The following is a 19,837-nucleotide window of genomic DNA, read 5'->3' as shown; positions in this document are numbered from 1 at the left end:
TTAAGAATCGTGATTCAATTCAGATTTTTAATCTTCTGTTTTTACACTGTCATCAATCAACTGAAAGTCACTCGCTAGTATGGACCAAGTATAATTCTGTTGGAGAATTCGGTTATTATTAATATTGCTATTTTCTTTTTTATTAAATTAGACTTTATTTCTAATTTAAAAGAATTTTATCTTAATTAAACGGTAGGTTTCAACCCATGTGAAGATCGCACCTGTGACCCCTAAGACGATCAATGCCACTCGATCAAATAGTCCCGGAGGGGCACTAAATGAGAGAATCACATAGAGAACCGTGAAGGCTGTAAAGAGAACGGCCAGAAAGAAGAAACGGGGAAGAGCGACACCTCTGAACATTGTAAAATTTCTCAGGACCCCAACCTTGACCACTCTGACAAGATCGTACGTGTTGTCTGTATTCTTCTCAACAAGGGATAATCGTTCTAGCTTCGTGAGATGATGACTGGCCACCGAGGGACTGGATAGATTCAGGCTGCGTTGGACTTCCCTGACACCAACAGAACGCCCACTCTGTAACAAAAACCAATACACTCTCAGAGTCGTTCCACGCAACTTTGGCTCGAGTTCCAAGTCATCATCCATCGTAATCCAGACCAATACTATTACTAATGGCGGTGTTTAGTGTTTTGGTCACCGCCTAGTCGGAGAAGCAATCCAAGTCGATGTCCAAGATCACGCCCGAAATTTAAAAGAAACTTAAAATAAAAAGTCATACCTATTTTATGTCAGAACAATTTCAATCGAGTTCGTCGGATCATCTGGTGTGTGTATTCATCATCAAATTCGGACTCGTATTCGTCATGAACGCAAAATATTATTGTGCTCTACTTGCATCAGAACTACTTTATACTAAACAGTGTGTATTTAGTTCAAATAGTTTTTTGCAGAGAGAGAACATGATGGGGTATGCGGAGAAACGGATCGCAATCGCATTTATCGTCCTATTGGTCTTTACGACATTCACTCCGATCTTGTCCGTGTCACAGACAATAGATCAGGAGCAGCTAAAGACCGGGCCCTTCATCGACAAGATTGTATACTACGTGATCGAGAGTGATGCGGAGCAGATGCGTGCACTCCAAAATAATGGGATCGATATTATAGGCGGCGACGTTGACCCCACATATGCCGCGAATTTGCGTGAGTCAGAGAGCATAGAAATTGCTGAGACCCCGTATAATGCGTATGGCTATATCACCATTAACACTGCAAAGTACCCTTTCAACATCACAGCCTACCGAAGAGCACTTGCCTTTGCTCTTGACAAGGAGAAGATCTCCAATGAGGTCTGGGACGGCCTCGCACAACCTCTAGATTCCATTGTGCCTGAGATGAATCCTCTTTCGGCTGAGAACGTCTTCGAAGATCACTATTACCGGGCAGATGTTAACAAGGGCAAACAGCTCCTTGCAGCAGCAGGATTTCTTGACTCCGACAGTGATGGTTACCTCGAAGGCCCCGGTCCGAGCGGCGCAGGTACTGTAGAACTCAACAAGGTCATCATCGAGTGCGCGCAGGGTTACAATATGACGATCGAGGTGAGCACGATTGTTGCAGAGGCACTTGCTGATCTCGGCATCGAAGCAGAGACCAGACCTACTGACTTCTACGAGTATCTCAACAGGTTGAACTTCCACCAAGACTACGATATTGCATTCTACACCACCCAGTTCGACAACTTCGATGTTGACTGGCTTGCCTATGAATACTGGAGCGAGTACGCAAATGAGTCGTGCAGGAACTTCCCAAACTTCCGGAACTCTGACTACGATGCTTGGAGAGATCAGTTACTTCACTCCTCAGACTATGAGAAGGTGTCTCAGGCGGCCATCGAAATGCAGAAGATCATATTCTACCAGAGCCCGATCATCGTCTGCTATGATAGCCACTTCCTCTCAGCTTACAGGACTGACAAGTTCGAGGGCTTTGTCAATGATGTGTCAGAGGGCGTTTCAAGTTGGTGGACAAATCTGAAAATCCATCTAAAGGACAATCTGAACTATCCATTCGGAGGTACATTTCGCTGGAGCATACCTCTTGACATTGACACGTTTAATTTCATGGTGCATAGCTCTAGATACACAGTTGACTTCCTTAGCCATCTTTATGATACTCTACTCGTTCGGGACCCACAGGGCCGTGACTTAAAATGGCTTGCAGAGAGCTACGATATTGAAACTCATGCGGACAACTCATCAGTACCTGAGGGCCATACACACGTGACGTTCCAATTAATTAAAAATGCGACATGGATCGATGAACGACCGCTCACTGCGGAGGATGTTGCATATGCATTGAACTACTACAGACTGGCTCCCGGTAATCCTTATGGTCAAGACCTCACAGACTTGATAGATGCATATGCCACCAGTCAATACTCACTGGTTGTGAAGTTCAAAACAGAGTCCTATTGGCATCTTCATAAGATCGGATACAAACCAATTATTCCAAAACACATCTTCGAGCAGATCGGCTATGATAATTGGAACACATGGTTGCCTTTTCCCCCAGATCACACGATGGTGACCAGTGGTCCGTTCAACATCTCCAAGTATGTGCGAGGAGAATTTATCGAACTGACCTACAATCCAAACTACTTCTATAGACCTGATAGGTCATTGACAAATACATCAGGTACCACAAATAGCACCGGTGGCTCTACGGTCTCTGAAACAACAGCATGGTGGAATGATCCATCAAAGATGATGTTCCTAAGCGTGGCTCTTGCAATCGATGGAATAGTGGCCATAGTGATAGTCATAGATTATCAGTTCATCTTTCGGAAACGTAAGTGAGTCGCAGAGAGATGGTCTTGCCAAGACAAGATAAGATATTATAAATAATCTCTCTCAGGTTCATCGTACAAGTGGACGCACTGAAACTACTATGTGCCCTAAATAACATCAGAACCGATTTATCCTATTATTCAAAATACTATCTTGTATGGCTGTTGGTGCACATGGGGAATGAAAAACTATGTTACGGTATCCGAAGAGCGTAGTAACGATTATGAGCATTGCGATCATTCTTGTCGCAACATTCTCGCCAACGGCTGTTACAGCACAATCTACTATCCTAGGGAATCCCCAAACTGGGCCATTCATCGATAGACTTGTCTATAATATCATAGAGGATCCTGATCAACAAGCACTAGCTCTTCAAAACGGTTCGATTGATTTCATTGGTGATATAGTAGACCCGAAGTACTTTTCGACCTTGACTGCTACTGAGGACATAGAAGTCGTCAAGACTCCGCGTAATGGTTATGGGTACATTACTATCAACACTGCAAAATACCCATTCAACATCACCGCATTTCGCAGAGCACTGGCCTTCGCACTTGATAAAGTGAGGATCTCTGAAGAGGTATGGGACGGTCTCGCAGAACCTCTAGATTCAGTAGTGCCAAAATCCAATCCCTTCTCAGCAGAGGATTTGCTCACCTACCACTATTATGAGGCGGACATTACCAAGGGAAAGCAGCTTCTTACTGCTGCCGGATTTATCGATTCTGATAGTGACGGATACCTTGAGGGTCCCGGTCACGGTGGCTCTGGCACTGTGGATCTTGAAACAATCCTTGTTGAATATTGGAATTCAGGCACCAATGCGAATGTGAGCGCAATCATCACAGAAGCACTGAGAGACCTTGGTTTTGATGCTATAGCACTATCAATAGATCTTATCGATGTGATTTATAATCTAAATTATCACAAAGACTACGATATCGTATTCCTCGGTACGAACTTCCGAAATTTTGATGTTGACTGGCTAGCCTATGAGTATAGTAGCGAATCAGCAAGTGAGCCGTATCACAACTTCCCCAATTTTTGCAACTCCGACTATGATGCATGGAAAGATATTATACTGTACTCCACCGATTATGATGAGATATATCACGCAGCCATTGAGATGCAGAATATCTTAGTCTATCAGTGTCCAGTAATAGTCTGCTACGAGAACGTATTATTGACTGCTCACAGGACTGATCGATTTGAGGGGTTCCTTCATGATGTCGCCAATCCTATTCCATATTGGTGGACAAATCAGAAGGCTCATTTGAGAGCCGATCGGGGCGGACCCTTTGGAGGGACCTTTCGGTGGAGCATTTCAAAGGATATAGACACGTTCAATTTCATGATCTATGAGGCTAATTCTGCCCCTTACGGTGACTATGCGAGAGGTGTACTTGGTGAACTCTACGATAGTCTACTGGTCTGGGACTGGCAAGGAAATATCATCAATTGGCTTGCAGAGAGCTACCTCGTAGAAACCCATGCCGATAATCCATCGGTCTTGGATGGGCACATCCGATATACTTTCCGAGTGTTGCAAAACGCAAGTTGGAGTGATAATACACCTCTCACAGCAGAGGATGTGGCGTTCTCTATTAATTACTATAAACAAGGAGATGTTAATCCAAATCATAGAGATAATCCCTATAGCTACAGTCTGACAAACCTTGTTTCCGCAACCACTCCGACTGCTTATGTGGTAGTTGCAGAATTCAATGACACGTCATACTGGAATTTTCATACTCTAGGTCGCCTACCAATCATCCCCAAGCATGTCTTTGAGAGCATTGGTCCGGAAAATTGGGACACATGGGACCCACAGCCCCCGAATAAACCTATGGTGACCAGTGGCCCATTTAATGTGACGGAACACATTGCGGGAGAATTTATCGAGCTAACACATAACTCGATCTACTTCTATGGTCCTGTTCGTAGTAACGGGACAAATCAATCAACAATGCAACAACCAAAAGAGATTCCATGGATCGATTCACCACTGAATGTGTTCATAGCTGTATCTCTTGTTGTAGATGCAATCGTGGCCGGGTCGCTCATCTTAGATTATACGGCTAACATCCGTAGGCGTAGAACGACAACATAGAGCAAAGAAGCAAAATTTGACGAGTGTTCGTAACGTGAGCCAGATTACCCAAACATCACTATAGCGTCATCGAACGATTGACTGTTCTAATTTGTGGACAGACCAGTCCATCACTGTTCTAAACCGTGGTACTAAGTATAATTGTAGCTACTATTTGAACCATGAGCGTATTGACTTTAGAACCAACCACCAAAAAGAAGATGATTACCAGCGGAGTGATCTCATCGATTCTTGCCGCAACTCTGATAGTTGGGATTGCCGGGTATGTCTCATGGTTTGGGATCCCGACAATTCCACAGATTCAGGTCAATGGTCTTGGAGTTCAGATCAACACAACGATTTCGCATGCCTTTGCAGACTATGAGCCTTATAGCGAAAACTTCACCATAAATGCGCCTCAATACACCATCTCGCCAGGTTTGACAAACGTTGTTAATTTGGACTCGTTCCCAGACCTCACAACAGAACAGAAGCAACTGCTTGAGACCAACGGTTTCGTGGCAGTCCCACAGTCCGACTACAAACAGATCTATGACATCCTAATAGAAAATGAGGGCAACGGGCTTCCAAGTTTTGTGACTTCGGATGCAGTACTTCATGCGTTTCACGTTCTCTATGATCTTTCCCTGCGAGAGGCGGAGGTCTATTCATTCTGGGATCTGTTGGGTAATGTTACAACGATGATGCTTGACTCCTCAATCGATCAATATCATGCCGCGCCACCGGGTAGATGGCAAGATGCTGCCCTCAGGAACGTCATCTATTTCTCCGTAGCCGCATATCTACTCGACAACACGACATCTATCCTTCCCGAGGCCCAGACAGAAGTGAACAAGGTGCTCAGCCTCATTGATCAACATTCACAGATGACCGATGATTGGTTCATGGAATACAAGGAGGACTTCACGCAGTACGTTCCGCGTGGTCACTATACTCGAAGCTACAGATTAGAGCAGTTCTTCTTGGCAATGATGTGGTACGGTCGAATTGGTTTTCGACTCGTTCCCAAAGGCTCGCTCAGCAACAATGCGAAGGGAATGAACGAGACCGCTCAAGCAATTCTGCTAACACTTGCCCTGAAGAACCCAGTCCCATTCTTTGGCTCGGATGTTGATGGCTATGATCTCTGGGAGGCAATATACTATCCTACGGTATTCTTTGTTGGTGAGGCTGACGATCTTCTGCCCACCGAATATCTCAAGCTCATCAACGAGACCTATGGTCTGAACCCGAGCTTTACAACGCTTGCTAATGACACGCTTCTCTCAAAGTTCATCGAATCGGCCGTCAAACTGAGATCGCCTCAGATTCTCTCCAGTCTTCTAGGTGATTTTGAAAACATCAATCAGACAATGGGACTCAGGTTTATGGGACAGCGATACATCCCTGACAGCTATATCCTCTCTCAGCTTGTTTACTCTCACGTAGAGAATCGGTTCATGCCTAAGGGATTGGATGTCATGGCGGCGCTTGGTTCTGAGCGTGCGTGGAAGCTCCTTGAGGATGATAAAAAATATCCTAATTACGTCGAGCAGATGGCGATGCTGCGTAACAAGATGGGGAATCTCACTGCTGAGACCTGGACCTCTAATCTGTACTATCTATGGCTTTACAGTCTACTGCCACTTCTTGAACAACCTACCCAGAACTATCCTCTATTTATGCAGAATAGTGCATGGGTTGACAAACAACTAATGACCGCATTGGCCTCATGGACTGAACTACGTCATGACACGATTCTCTATGCCAAACAGTCCTATGGAAGATTTACTGCTATAGGTGAGACGAGTCAAGGATACGTCGAACCAGTGCCAAAACTCTACGGACGACTTGCATCACTATGTAAAATGATGCTATCCGGATTGGAAAAGAGGGATCTTATATCGAACAGCATGAGGTCACAACTGACAAGGCTCCACGAGTTCCTTCTTGATCTCCGGGCGATCTCGATCAAGGAGTTATCGGGAAAAGCCCTCAATGAAACAGACCTGCTTACGATAAGTGCGAGCGGGAGCACGTTAGAAGCAATATCCACGATGCCTGAAGATAGTATGCTGGTCAGCAGTGCAGATAAACAGATGGCAGTGATTGCGGACGTGCACACCGACCCTAACTCGGGACAGGTTCTCGAAGAGGCAGTTGGTAATCCCATGTTGATCTATGTCGTGACCTCTGTGAACGGCCAGATCCTCATCACCCGTGGAGGGACGTTCTCATACTACGAGTTCACTCATCCTGCAAGTGATCGGCTCACCGATGAGGCATGGCAGGATATGCTATCCTCTCAGAGTGCGCCATCAATGCCCTCATGGACTGAAAGCTTCGCCGTCGGTCATAGTGCATCAGGTGCGATCGTCTTCCTGACACGCGACCAGTGGAATGTATAATGCACACACAAAGAGCTTGATGATCAATCTTCAGGCTCTTGCCTCTCTTTTTTTGTAGTTCTTTTTTAATTTCGGGGGCTCCTGTGTTCTTGTGAACGGGACACCGATCTATCTATCAATCAATCAACCAACTTGTGAATTTCACCAACAAGCCGATTGAATTCCTCAAGGACTTGAGATGAGACCGGACCGGAGCGCGGGGTCGTGACGGACTTTGTGAGAATTTGGAGCAGGCGGTTCTGCCGAATGGCTTGACTATCCGGGTTGGATGCAAGGACGCTCTCAGCTTTTACTAGGTCGGCCATGATGTGTTGTTTCAGTATGTCTTTGAACATCTCATAATGACGAAGATCACTCTTGACAATTTTGGTGAGAATGCCCTCGTAGATCGATTGACCGATCACATGCTCAACGATGGCCGTGCACAGATCTTTCCGAAACTTAATGATATTATCCGTAGACCGTGCAATACTGGCAACCAGCCGCAAATGATCATTTTTAGTGGCTACAATACTTGTGAGAAGTTGACACTCGGGACCTTCGTTAAGGATAATCTGTTGCGCTATTCGAGCGACATCAACGGTTGTTCTACGAGGCGAGGTACGAAGTATCACGTGAAATTCCGAGTACTTCTTTTGCGACATGCCCGATGATCCCAAGTGCTGAATGGCTAGAAGGGCCTGTTCTAAAGCATGACTCCCATATACAAAACGTAGACCGCGACACTCACGAACAGCCGCTGCGATCTCGCCCGCCTTGACAACACCTACACGCGCAAACTCTTGCAACACGCTCCAAGGAAGAACGTTCGAGATGATCTTGGTTCCCTTCAGGACCAGCCTAACAGTCTGCTCGGGACTGAGAATATTCATAGGACGCACGACCCGTTCCAATCCAAGTCCTCTCTGACTAGCGGCCTGACAGAGGGTCAGATCGAACGGTTGAATCTCGGGATAGATGGGACTGGTCGGATCAATGACAAGCCTATCAGTGGCATCATATGCGTGAAGAAACTCATGGTGAAAGCGGGTGGAATTAACAGCCCATTGGACAATGTATCCTCCCGGATTTAATAAATTATCAGGAGTCCACTTGCGGGGTCTCTCAATCCAAATCGTTTCATCAGTCGGATCCTTCAACCAATCGAACAGGGTACGATGTACATACACTTCTTCGATTGTGAGCTCCAATGAGCGTGTCGCACTGATAGACTTGAGAACAAATGAGAGAACGGGATCGTCCAGTATCTCACGAGGAAGCACATAGGATTTCTTTCGCTCATACTTACGGATATCTAATGGTGTGGTATGATGAACTGACTGAAGGCAATAAATAAGAAAATCATCGACTTGCGGTTTATTCTCGTCCACGTGCATCTTCCGAGTATGGGACTCGATATATTGTCTAACATCATCGACCTTGGCCTCAGTTATGCCGAGAAGAAACAACAGACGCTCCATTCGTTGCTGAACCAGATCGTCCGAGACACGACGGAACGCACGATGCTCAAGACCCATCACATCTAGAGTGATCTTCGCATCCGCTACTTCTTCGCGCAAGAGATCCTTCGGTACCTGTAAGAGATCAATAGACACACTCAATCCCAGCTGACGGCCAATATGAGCGAGGAGATATGCCACATCCAGTCGATGGATTCCACCAACTGACCAGAATGCAGTAAAGAAATCTTGCTCGGCACGTCGCCAGTAGGGAATCATTAGCGGCATGACAACTTTTGCGAACTGTTGCGACTCCTCCAAAATTGACGCCATATGCATAAGCCGGTAAAACAGTGAGCCCTGCCCGATCTCAGCACGCAACTTTTCCCTGATAGCATCCAACTCTTCATCAGAAATGGTAGAGGACTTTACAGCATGAGCAAGGCTATCACGAAGACTGACCTCATTTTCTTCCGGTGACTTTTGGGCCTTCATCTTGATACGTTCAATAATCTCTGCGAGAGCCGTCTCACTCTTGATAATCCTGAGTGATTCAACCGCTTGGTATAACTCGCCAACTTGAACGTCATCAAGCATCAAGAGAATCTTTCCGAGATGTTTGCACCAGCCGAGGGTCATATCAGACGGCCGTGACTTTGACCGGAGAAAGTCAGGACAGACATGCCCGACGACACCCATCTCAAGGTCGATCGCTATATAGTAGGGGTCCTTTGCACTCCCCTGAATGGAGGCCCAGAGGCTGAGTGGCCGTTCACGAATAATATGCAAGCTGACCTTGGAGTCACTGATTTTCTTGGCCTTGGCCAATCGTTTATCCTCTACAAATCGAAACACCATGGTCTCTATCTCCGTGACAAGATCTCACTGACAAGCTCGGGAAAGTTGTCCCAGCTCTTTATCGGGACCATCTGAGCCGAGGCGGACTCGATAATAGCCTGGATGTTCCCAATTCCATAAGTCGAGACGGGGATCGCAAGAAGACTCGTGACTCCCATGTCTGCGATCTCCTCCATGATCGGTATGGACTTTGCAAAGTCCGCCAGATTTGCATCGGTGACCATGATGAGCATCTTATCCTGACTTCGGGACTTCGCAAACTCATCACGGGCCCAGCGCAGAGCCGAACTCATCTGTGTGCCACCGCGTGCTGTGAGATCCAACAGCGTGTCCATCACCACATCGATATCGACTGCCTCACCGATCTCACACACGACATGCGAGTTTGACTCGAACAGTGCAACACCAAGTTCATCCCGGGCGAAGGCAGCAAGAAGCATAGAGGCGACCAGTGTTGCAGCACTCAGAGGTCTGCCCCTCATCGACCCAGAGATGTCCACAAGGAATACAACACAACGCCTGCCTGAGACCATTCTACGCACCACAAAGTCATCCACCGTTATGGCATCTCTTGGCTTCCCTGTGGAGAGAATATGTTCAAGGGTCTCATCAATATCAACAGTATCAGGATCGTCACCAAGAAAGTACGGCCGGACCGTGCCATTAGGCAAGGCACCAGCCTCAGATGAACCGATCAGGCTTGACGCTTTTTTCTTCCCGAGCTCGATCACAACTCGCTTGGCCACCTGCTTGATCGGGTCACGCATCCAGTCTGGGAGACGCCCGGAATATTCGAACCAGATTTTAAGCAGATTCTCCCCTGCACCTGCGCCGAGACCTTGTTGTAACAAATCCGCAGCAGAGGATGGTACGGTCTTGAGGATTTTATCCGTGTCGTGATAGGCCAGGGCACCCAATGCGCCCGAACAGGATTGTTCGATCGCGCGTGAGACCAGAAGTTCAATCTCGCTGAGAGAGAAGTGCGCGTTCTCTATCAATGACTCGACCCGCTCAAAAGAGGGATTGTCAAATTCCATCAGATTCATCAGATAATCAAACATATTGCCAAGTAATTTGGAGAGTTCCGCACGAGGCATTTCAAGGGCAGTCCCCTTATCATAAACATGACCGGAGGAAAAAGGCAGGCCCTCGGCCTTTGCGGTCTCTACGACATTGACCAGTTCGTCACGGCTGCCAACACGATCTATCCGCTGATCCATCCAGTCCTGAAAATCTTGTGAGACCTCTTTTGTGAGCTGAGCAGTATCACTCAACGATTTAGTGGAGATAACTTCCTCTAACGATGAGGCCTGCGGGATCATGGACTGAAGCTGAGATTGGGTCTCAGATAAGAGAGCGGTAACCACTGATGGGGCCCGGCTTGCGTATTCGCTTAGTTCTTCAAGACGATTGACAATCTGCCTTCGCTCTTCCCAGCTTGCATCAGTCAGCACATCAAGTCGATCATGAAGCAGCCTCGCCCATTCAGGTGACAGGATGGGATCATCCAAGACATCCTGTGCAGTGAGCAACTCAAGATCTTTTTTCGCTCTCTCATAGACATAGGTCGAGAGGTCGGTCCATAATTGCTCATCAACACTGCGGGCCTGCTTAAGCGCATCAAGAGGGGACGCTGTTCGCAGGGTTGCATCAGCCATTGCTCTGAGCGTATGATGATCAATGCCATCCTGAAAGAGTTCGGGGTACTGTAGGAGATCCGACAACAATTCCACGTTCTGCCGAATCGATTCTTGCAATTGCACTTTGACTTCCTGTAGATGCGGTGCCTCAGAAGTCGGGGCCAGTCCCATTCTGTCGATGAATTGCTCGTACTCTAAGAGAGTATCATAGGCGGACATGATATGAGAGATCGGAGCGTCATCCATCAGTATCTTTGTCTCGGGAGGCTCTTGTCTCGAAGTGACCGTATCAAGAACAGCAAGCGCCAACGCCTGATCGTCCCGCCGGGTCAACTCTTTCATCTCTTCATTTAGTCCGAGGGCTTGACCCTGACTGAGTTTATGTTTGTCAAAGAGCGGAAGCGCAGTGAGAACCTCTCTTCGTGCAGCATCGAAGAGATCATCATAGTTGGTGATCTCTCTCTGCAATATGCCGCGTCTACCACCGACCAGTTCGAAAGAGGTGCGATGCATGACATACTGTCTCTTTTCATCCTCGCTGATCGAGTCCCTACTCTGGGCAAAGAGGTCTTCCTCTACCTGATTCGCAAACGTGATGGCCTCAGACTTGATCTCGGTCTCGATCCTCTGTTCTGCAATGAGTGACAAGACATCGAAGAGTTCCTTTGGGGTCAATCGCTTTCTGAAACGCGAACTACGTGGATGTTGACTCAGCCCGGGTTTCCTACTACTAGTACCACCACCCGGAACGATCTGCACATCTTCAGGGTCTACTAGCTCGGGAATCCCCCGATCCGTGTTCATAACCTCACGCTCATCACCCAGAAGGACTCGAAGAGCGATCATCTCAGCATAACCTTGCGCCTCTAATGGCGTGGTGATAATTGCCAGTTCCACCAGATCAGGAATGGACAGGTCGGCTCCAATCTGAAACCTTCTCAAAAGCCCGAGATTTACAATAGCAATGGATTGCCGCGTTGAAAAGAGATCATCACGTATACTGGGAGGCGGTTCCTCTCTTGCCAGCCGTACAAACTCAAGAGCGAATTGGTCTAGGGCAATGGTCAATGCTCCCACTCCCATGTTCATAATCCTTGAAGCAGTGCCTTGGTTATGGCTTCCGCATCAAACCCGGGTTTGGGCTCGATCCCCTTGGGAAGGACTAACATGGCGATGTTCTCGAACTCCGTATCTGAGATCTCTTTCTTCTTGCCTCCAACTTGCGATGCCATTCGGACGATTGCGATCGCAGAACGAATAGATGCGGGAGTCTTGATCTCGCGGTGGTTGCGGGTCGCAATGATCAATTGATGCGCTTTCTGAATGAATTCTTTCGAGAGTGTGATCTCGGGTACATTTGCACGGATGATGTCCATCTCCACTGACGGTTGTGGATAGTCAAGTTTGATCCAGACGCGAATCCGATCCTTTAGAGCCTCGGACATTCGATGCGTACCTGCCATGTCGCCAGGGTTTACAGCAGCGATCATGAAAAAGTCATCATGCGCTCGCACTCGTGCCAATTGTGGAAGATAGAGGGTCCGCTCTTCCAGCCACTCGAGAAAGCTGTTCTGGACAAATTCGTTGGCTCTATTCAACTCGTTCGCTACGAAAACACCACCTGAGACAAAGAGCCGAGTGAGTGGCCCGGGTTCGAAGGACTTCCAACCATACCCACCCTTAAGCACCTGCGCAGGATTGTGAACACCGACCAAATGTGCAGGCCGGGTTGAATCATCCAGAGTCATCACCTCGAATCCCCTGCCGGTCTCAAGGGCATATGATGTGGCCAACAGTGTCTTACCCGTTCCCGGAGGCCCTGTCAGTGCCGGAGTGAGCCCTGCCGCATCTGCTGCCTCTAACCACTCGAAAGCAGCAGCATATTGACCCTTTTTCACCAACTTCACAGATGGAACCTGACGCTCAATAACAAGACCTCTTGCCAGATCTATGAAATCGGAATTTGATCCCCTGTCTTCTGTATCTGCGCTACCCATCTACTGTTACCCTCCGTTGATTGTAAGTTGGACTATCTTGACCAGATGTCACATCCACCGAGTCCGCCCACCAGCGGCACCGGCCATGCATTGAGAGATCTACAACCCGCCACTCGATTCATCGATCGTATAATCGACTCGATCAGCGTCTTACAACGCTCTTGCCCACACAATCCAAACAAGTTCGTATTGTTTGTTTGTACCGTTTACTGTAAGCTGAACAATCTTTGACGATGAGTCCGAATCCCGCCCACCAACGAACGGCAATAAACATCGATCGATTGTCCGTCAGGTTGAAGGTCATATTCTAGAAGAGATAAGACCTATTTAAGTTCCTACAAAAGTCGCATGCGAGGCCGAAGTTCTCTGCGGCCTGCAACCGCTTCGATACCAGATCGATAATATCATTGAATCGAGATAGTTAAGGGCCCAAATTTTCGAAAAATGACCAGTTTTGCAATGACCAACTAGGAAATCATATATGCTAACGAATGGGAATTATACCCTGCCACCTGCAAGGGGAGCATCGTCATGCGCCACAAGAGCCATCGTACTCATAACGACAGCAGACTGGAGACCATTTTTATCTCCGTCAATGCAGCCTCGTTCGTGGCAATTCTGCTCTACGGCATTTTTTTCATAGGGTATCTTCTCTCAAACCCCGACCTGATCACGACCATTCAGACAGCAATCGCCAATCGTGATGTCGCAACACTTCAACAAACTCTGGAGATGATCGACTCGGGAGTGATGAGCGTCACGGGCTGGGTACGATTGGCACTCGGGCTGGGTCTGCTCTTCCTGTCATTTCTCTTTATGGTCAATATCGGAGGAACGATCTTCTCCGTCTTCGTTCATCGACCGTTCACTGCTGGCGGACCGGTGACTCGGAGCTTCATTCGCCAGAGCCTCTCAAGGGCCTACTTGAGCCTCAAGCTGCTCTTGTTCATTGCATTGTACAAGGCTGCCGGACTGAGGGGTCTCGCAATTATCCGAGAATTCTTTCCGGGAAGCTCGCTCTTAGGAGTCAGTTTCTTTCTCAATAGCGTCCTCAATCTCAGCACTCTCATTGTCTTGGCCAGCGTGATCAAGGTCGTGGTCTACGAGGTCAGGCGCTATGAGGTCTTAGTTGAGAAGAACAGACAGAGCGTACTGGAGTCACTTGACGAGTTCATTAGGCGCTGGAAGAACAGCTCTATAATATTAGAAGAGGGACGCTTCTCACAGGACTCGGGATACATCCGTGCAAAACTCGAAGATGCCACACGCGACATGAGAACTGACCTTCGACTCCTCGAGGCCGCGAAGAGCGATCTCATCAAGTTGGCAACACCCAGTGACATCATCAAGAAGCTGATGTTGACGTTCGTGGGAATCGTTGTCTTGCAGATGCTTACTGATGCGGTGCTCTATATAGGGTGGGGTACCGTTCTAGGATTCATAATAGGACTCTTGACAGGAAATGGTTGGATAGTGATATAATGAAGATCGACACGCCACAGACAATTATCGTCACCAGCAACAAGGGTGGAAGCGGCAAGACACCATTATCCATCGCTCTCACCGCGTGGGCCCTCTCTCAGGATCCACCATTGCGCGTCCTTGCGGTAGACATCAATCACACCAATCAGGATCTCTTCCAGGCGCTCAAGGATCTCAAGTTCACGGGCGAACGTACCTTTGAGACCGCCTTCTCTCTACCCAGCGTCGAGACCGCATATTATCTCCCATTGAGCGAGAACCTTCATCTTGTCAGGCCACGAGAATTTTTACCATTACCTCCTGAACACGTGCTGGATCTCATTCAGGGCGCAACGGCAAGCTACGCAAAAGAGCGTGGCGTCGAAGAGTTCAAACCAGACATAATCGTAGTTGATGGGAACTATTGCTTCCCGAGCTACCGCCTCAAGTCAAGTACACGGTTCACGATCCCGCCATTTATCTTCTTCAATATCTGGAGCATCACAAGCCCTCATGAACTTCGAATCCCCAGCGCGTACCGCACGACCATCAGCGAGTACAAGGCGATCTTTGATAATCAGACTTGGGATAGCACCCACTTTGTCCATGTCTTCTCGGTCCTTGAAAAGGACAGGAGCATTTCCTCCGAGTTCTCTCGCCTCGTCAGGTTCCAGAGAGAGATCTATACCGTCCCCGGCTCTGACGATCTTGCAGGTCTCTACAAAGAACGGGCGACCTCTCCAACTGCACGGGTCGAGGGATACCCATTCGATCAAATCCAACGTGAGGTCTTCTCACCTCTACTCGCGGAATTGGACTCGCTCATGACCGAGGACCCGAAGAGCTACACAGAGGACGTGATCAATGCCAGATGGATCGAGCGCGTCAACGTGTTCCTCACCAAGCACAATACGTTCCCGCTCAATGTTCTTCCACTGCCGCACTACTATCCGTACCTTCGAAAGGCAGTCGTCGATATGATCCTGCGCAGAAGCCTCACACTCAACGAAGTGCAGTCTATGCTCGGATCGTTCTATACGTGGATGGATATGTACCTCGTGAAATTTTTTCAAGACTTGTAATGTAAATTTATAGAAAATAAGTTTCATGGGGGTATTGTGAATTATCACATTGTCAGTTCAGAAATATGCAAATCTAAAGTTATGAAACAGCTCAAAATCTTTTTGAAGGATAAGGGTTCAAAGATAGCTAGTTACAAAGGAGTTAAGGTTATGACAGAGGGGTATTGGTTTACTACAATTGGATTAAGTCCGCATGCGGTTCTTAATACAATATGGGCAGCATACCTTTTAAATACAACTGGCAACCAAACAAGATTATTTTATTTAGATTAATTCCGGAAAGTGGAAAACAAAGAATCATCGATCAACTTGACTTGGCGTTCTTCAATTTTGAGAAGTGACTAGAGAAATTCAATGAAGCATATGATTTGTCAATCCGTCTGAGTGTTGAAGTGTGTAACGAAATAGATTACAGCGGTTTTGCAGAAAAGTTTCAGAAAGAGGTACATGCACATTCAAACAAACCGCGCGTCATTGATATTACTCCCGGACGTAAATTTGCTTCAGCAATAGGTCTCAAAGTCGGAATTTCCGAAAACGTCGAGTCGAGATTTTACCTTCACCTTTTAGACGATGCATATACAAATCGAAACTATCCTCTAATCCCCGAAGCATTCGTAAAGTTTGTTGACTTTAAGAGGGGGGTCACAACATGAAGTATGTACAGTTGGCGGCTCCAAAATTAATAGCTATATTGAATTGGATGGCATCTAATGAAGTCATAGAATTCAAGATTGATACTCCTTTTAGTTATGCACCACTTTTTAAGATAAAAATTTCCTCCAATAGGCCAACTGCCGAGATAAGAAAAACAGTATCACCAGAGGACTTTTCAAAAAATGCTCGAAACTTAGAATTTCGACATAGTAGGGTTACTGAGGCTTTGTTTTCATCAGGAGTAGTTAATCCACAAGGATGAGTATCGCCGATTCAATGCAACTGTGTCAAAGGCAATCCAACAAGGTTTTTCTCCACTATAGACATCCCTTGAAAGAGCCTCTTCTACCTTCTTTAGCAGTTTATCCCAAGTATTCTCGAACGATCTATCAAAACTAAAAAACAATTACTTAAAACTGGGGGCGCTATCCCAATACAATGAATGACACTGAGAGTCTCTTCACATAGCCCAGAAAGACCTCCAGGAATGGGAGGTCGCCTCTGCTCTTCATAAGATCGAGTGTGGCCAGGATAGCAATATTCAGCAGACCTGGAAGAGGTACAAGCAAGAACACGCGGTATTGACAAGGTGATAACATAGCAAGTACCTCCGACACCTGTGATTGATTATTTTCTATACTGTTCTTTACCCAATCCGACAATGCTCACAATAAGAGTGAGTATCATCAATACTGCTGGCAACTGTAGTCGGATTCAGAAGAGGTGCATGCGATGCTCGCTACTGGATTGCCAGTGTGGCCGAGATGATCATCCTGTTCGTAGTGTGGCGGTATCTCTACTGGTCTTTGTTCTTCATCGGCACGGACATTGCATCTCTCATCGGCTGGACGATTGACCATGACTACCTACTGGCTTCATCTGTGACGCTCTGGTACTACTAGTCATTGCAATCGATTTTGGTCATGAAACCTAGCTCTTCTCATCATGGCCTCAATTGAGTGCTAGGGTCGTCAATATGTTGACTCCCACAAGGCCCATGTTCAATCTTGGCCATCTCTTTGGCAGCTGTCTGCAACCGTTGATTATAAGTTGGACTTTCTTGGACAGTGGGTCCATAGTCCGCCCACCAACGGCAGTGGGCAATAACAACCTCACCATCAGAGTGAAGGTCATACGTGACTTGTGGCCGGGAGTATTTAAACTCCTACAAACAATGTCCAAATATGTCCAAGTTTGGTGTAGCTGCCCGCAACTCGACTGTCGATTCTCCTACTGAATAGCGGAAGAACGACTTTGAGCATTGCAAACCACCAAATAATCATGAGAGACCAGCATACCAGTCCAACAAATCTTTCGTCATAACCTGTACCCATCCATTGCAATATTACATCTTGAAGGAAATAGGCTATAATCAGAGGACCTAACATCACAATCACAAACAAGACTGTCTTGATCACATGACCTCTGAACTGTGCTAGTGATTCAGCGACTTGGCCTTCATTGGTTTCCGTCATTCGCTATTCATCCGTCATACTAATCAGCAAATCATCTACCAGCTAAGTAAAACATCCAGTCTGTAATCCAGCACGAAAGATTCCACAGGATTAGTGTCCGTTGTAGTGCAGTTATCCATGATTGCGTTAGGTCCAGATATGTCACTTTGCTACTCATGAATTTGTCGACCGCATTTATGACTATTACAGTGGTCAAGATGTAAATACACGTTCGGATAATGAATTGCGCACTTGAAGATAGTCTAATATTGATCAAACCTAGTAGTGACACAATGAGCGGCATGAAGACGTCTCCAACTGTATTGCCTATAATCCGAGCTGTTGCTGTAAACATGGAGTTGTAGCTTCTCGGTGAAATCCAGAGTGTGACTAGTCCAATGAGAGTAGCTTTTAGCCCTCCTTTTAGGACATCAGTCAGAAGGATGGCGGGTCCACCCAACAGGATAATTGCGGCAGTGATCAATGCACATATTCCTATTTTGACTGCAGGCCAGAGATTCACTCGCACACCGAATATCGTCAACGTGAACATTTGTTTAATGGTCATCAAATCAGCTATGAGATTTACTATACTATCAACACTACCAATCACAGTAGCTATCATTGCCAGACGTGATGCAGGAGTTGCGGATAGTTGCTCAAAAGCAATCAACAATAGTGATGACAGCATAAGAATTCCAAGCTTTATTACAACTGCTTGAGCTCCCCATGAAGTAGATGGCGCTGGAGTGTACTTGATTATTGTATTTACAGTATTGCCAATGCTTCGCCAGTCAATAAGTGGGTCAAATCCTTCTGGATTACTAAGAAGATTGGTTATGCGTGCATCAAAAAGAGACTTGATTGTCACGATGCATTCAGAATTTGCTCCATATAGTGAGAGAATTAGCCCACTAACTGCAATTGCAGAAAGTCGTGCATCAATGATTCCGTCGAACCCGATTGCATTACTCAAGTACTTGCTAATTTCAGCACTATAGCATGCAACGACTATTGGTATTCTTGCGTTATTTGTAGTCAATAGTGTGTTAGCAAGTTCGTTCCATCTACAACTTGATCGTCCTACAGCCAACCCTGCTTTAGAACCGTGTCCTACAATTACAACTACTGTCGCGTGATGCCTCTTCAATGCATTCATTAAATCATCTTTGGTTCGAATGAAAACCGTCTGGATCCTCGGATTTCTTGAAGAAACAGCAATATTGCAGTATGCTGATACCGAAGTAGTTCTACCAACTACATTGTTAGTCCAGTCGTACTTTATCCTAGTCATACTGGTTTTTTTGTTCCATCCTAAGTTTCGAAGCTCTTCGGTTATGAACTTGGATGTTGCCCTTGTTTCCGCAGTATTTGTATCCCCAATCACAAGGACGTCATGATTGGCAGAAATACTCGAAAATCTGGCAAGCATATCACACGAAGAACCAATAGTCCCGACCACAACTAGAAATATGACAGCAATTGAAATTACTCTCAACTTCCTAAGGGATAATGGCCTAGTATCCATTACTCACAAACCTTCCATAATCCAACAATGGTCACGATTGCAATTGAATGGTTAATAAGATTTCTTCCAAAAAGAGCGAGGATTGTAGAATCACAGAAGATGTAGGACTTTGTACCACCACTTTTGGGACACCTCCTTTTTTATCTTCGCCTCTCTCATCTCTGGATCCTCCTCACACTCCAGTACAGTTCCCCCGGCACCCGGTTCAGCAGGGAGGTGTGCGGCCGCTCCTTGTTGTAGTACTCCAGGTACTCCTCCAGGCACAGCCCGAGCCGCTCCCGCTCCTCGTCGATCGTCCGGTGGACCCGCTCCACCTTCCCCAGGGTCTGCGGATGGCATCTCCTTGCCCGGATGTGCTGGATCCCCATGGTGATACACCAGCGCTGAAAGGCGCTCAGGCCTCCTCTCACC

Annotated in this window: 16 protein-coding genes; 8 read left to right on the top strand and 8 right to left on the bottom strand. The window is 46.8% G+C overall.

Translation table 11 applies throughout. The annotated features are described in order from the left end of the window. Nucleotides 1-165: 165 nt before the first annotated feature. The gene (locus K9W43_12350; GenBank protein MCF2138016.1) at nt 166-609 is read right to left on the bottom strand and encodes a winged helix-turn-helix domain-containing protein; all 444 of its coding nucleotides are present in this window, start codon (nt 607-609) and stop codon (nt 166-168) included. Between the two features lie 218 nt (nt 610-827). On the opposite strand from K9W43_12350, the gene K9W43_12345 reads away from it, so the two are divergent. The 3 genes from K9W43_12345 to K9W43_12335 all read left to right on the top strand — a co-directional run bounded on the left by K9W43_12345 (nt 828) and on the right by K9W43_12335 (nt 7,310). Beyond that, the gene (locus K9W43_12345; protein MCF2138015.1) at nt 828-2,822 is read left to right on the top strand and encodes an ABC transporter substrate-binding protein; all 1,995 of its coding nucleotides are present in this window, start codon (nt 828-830) and stop codon (nt 2,820-2,822) included. A 181-nt stretch (nt 2,823-3,003) separates the two neighbouring features. Beyond that, on the top strand, nt 3,004-4,923 hold the full coding sequence (locus K9W43_12340; protein MCF2138014.1) for an ABC transporter substrate-binding protein: 1,920 nt from the start codon (nt 3,004-3,006) through the stop codon (nt 4,921-4,923). A 161-nt stretch (nt 4,924-5,084) separates the two neighbouring features. Continuing rightward, a complete protein-coding gene (locus K9W43_12335) occupies nt 5,085-7,310 on the top strand; it encodes a DUF3160 domain-containing protein (GenBank protein ID MCF2138013.1) in 2,226 nt (741 codons plus the stop codon). Between the two features lie 119 nt (nt 7,311-7,429). Here K9W43_12335 and K9W43_12330 read toward each other — a convergent pair whose 3' ends face one another. Genes K9W43_12330 through K9W43_12320 form a run of 3 tightly spaced genes read right to left on the bottom strand, consistent with a single transcriptional unit; the run spans nt 7,430 to nt 13,244 of the window. After that, nucleotides 7,430-9,607 carry a hypothetical protein gene (locus tag K9W43_12330; GenBank protein MCF2138012.1) on the bottom strand — a complete coding sequence of 726 codons (2,178 nt, stop codon included), beginning with the start codon at nt 9,605-9,607 and terminating at the stop codon, nt 7,430-7,432. A gap of 5 nt (nt 9,608-9,612) precedes the next feature. Continuing rightward, nucleotides 9,613-12,330: a VWA domain-containing protein gene (locus tag K9W43_12325; protein ID MCF2138011.1), complete on the bottom strand. Its 2,718-nt coding sequence runs from the start codon at nt 12,328-12,330 to the stop codon at nt 9,613-9,615. 2 nt (nt 12,331-12,332) lie between these two features. Further along, complete coding sequence (locus tag K9W43_12320; protein MCF2138010.1) at nt 12,333-13,244, bottom strand: MoxR family ATPase; 912 nt, start codon at nt 13,242-13,244, stop codon at nt 12,333-12,335. Nucleotides 13,245-13,775: 531 nt separating this feature from the next. On the opposite strand from K9W43_12320, the gene K9W43_12315 reads away from it, so the two are divergent. The 4 genes from K9W43_12315 to K9W43_12300 all read left to right on the top strand — a co-directional run bounded on the left by K9W43_12315 (nt 13,776) and on the right by K9W43_12300 (nt 16,706). Beyond that, nucleotides 13,776-14,726: a hypothetical protein gene (locus tag K9W43_12315; protein MCF2138009.1), complete on the top strand. Its 951-nt coding sequence runs from the start codon at nt 13,776-13,778 to the stop codon at nt 14,724-14,726. Further along, the gene (locus K9W43_12310) at nt 14,726-15,787 is read left to right on the top strand and encodes a hypothetical protein (GenBank protein ID MCF2138008.1); all 1,062 of its coding nucleotides are present in this window, start codon (nt 14,726-14,728) and stop codon (nt 15,785-15,787) included. Before K9W43_12315 ends, K9W43_12310 begins: the two co-directional genes overlap by 1 nt. Before the next feature lie 368 nt (nt 15,788-16,155). Further along, nucleotides 16,156-16,443, top strand: a complete 288-nt coding sequence (locus K9W43_12305; GenBank protein ID MCF2138007.1) for a hypothetical protein — start codon at nt 16,156-16,158, stop codon at nt 16,441-16,443. After that, nucleotides 16,440-16,706, top strand: a complete 267-nt coding sequence (locus K9W43_12300; protein MCF2138006.1) for a hypothetical protein — start codon at nt 16,440-16,442, stop codon at nt 16,704-16,706. The genes K9W43_12305 and K9W43_12300 overlap by 4 nt, the downstream gene beginning before the upstream one ends. A gap of 163 nt (nt 16,707-16,869) precedes the next feature. On the opposite strand, the gene K9W43_12295 is transcribed toward K9W43_12300, so the two are convergent. After that, nucleotides 16,870-17,106, bottom strand: coding sequence for a hypothetical protein (locus tag K9W43_12295; protein ID MCF2138005.1), 237 nt, complete (start codon nt 17,104-17,106; stop codon nt 16,870-16,872). Nucleotides 17,107-17,199: 93 nt separating this feature from the next. Here K9W43_12295 and K9W43_12290 point away from each other — a divergent pair, with 93 nt between their 5' ends. Further along, entirely contained in the window at nt 17,200-17,346 is a 147-nt protein-coding gene (locus tag K9W43_12290; GenBank protein MCF2138004.1) for a hypothetical protein, read from the top strand. A 255-nt stretch (nt 17,347-17,601) separates the two neighbouring features. Here K9W43_12290 and K9W43_12285 read toward each other — a convergent pair whose 3' ends face one another. The 3 genes from K9W43_12285 to K9W43_12275 form a co-directional block, all read right to left on the bottom strand. Continuing rightward, nucleotides 17,602-17,919: a hypothetical protein gene (locus tag K9W43_12285; GenBank protein ID MCF2138003.1), complete on the bottom strand. Its 318-nt coding sequence runs from the start codon at nt 17,917-17,919 to the stop codon at nt 17,602-17,604. A 31-nt stretch (nt 17,920-17,950) separates the two neighbouring features. Continuing rightward, a complete protein-coding gene (locus tag K9W43_12280) occupies nt 17,951-19,426 on the bottom strand; it encodes a hypothetical protein (protein ID MCF2138002.1) in 1,476 nt (491 codons plus the stop codon). Nucleotides 19,427-19,581: 155 nt separating this feature from the next. After that, complete coding sequence (locus tag K9W43_12275; protein MCF2138001.1) at nt 19,582-19,794, bottom strand: integrase core domain-containing protein; 213 nt, start codon at nt 19,792-19,794, stop codon at nt 19,582-19,584. Nucleotides 19,795-19,837 lie beyond the last annotated feature (43 nt).

Source organism: Candidatus Thorarchaeota archaeon, from assembly GCA_021498125.1.
GTDB lineage: Archaea > Asgardarchaeota > Thorarchaeia > Thorarchaeales > Thorarchaeaceae > B65-G9.
This window is presented reverse-complemented; position numbering and strand designations above follow the sequence as displayed.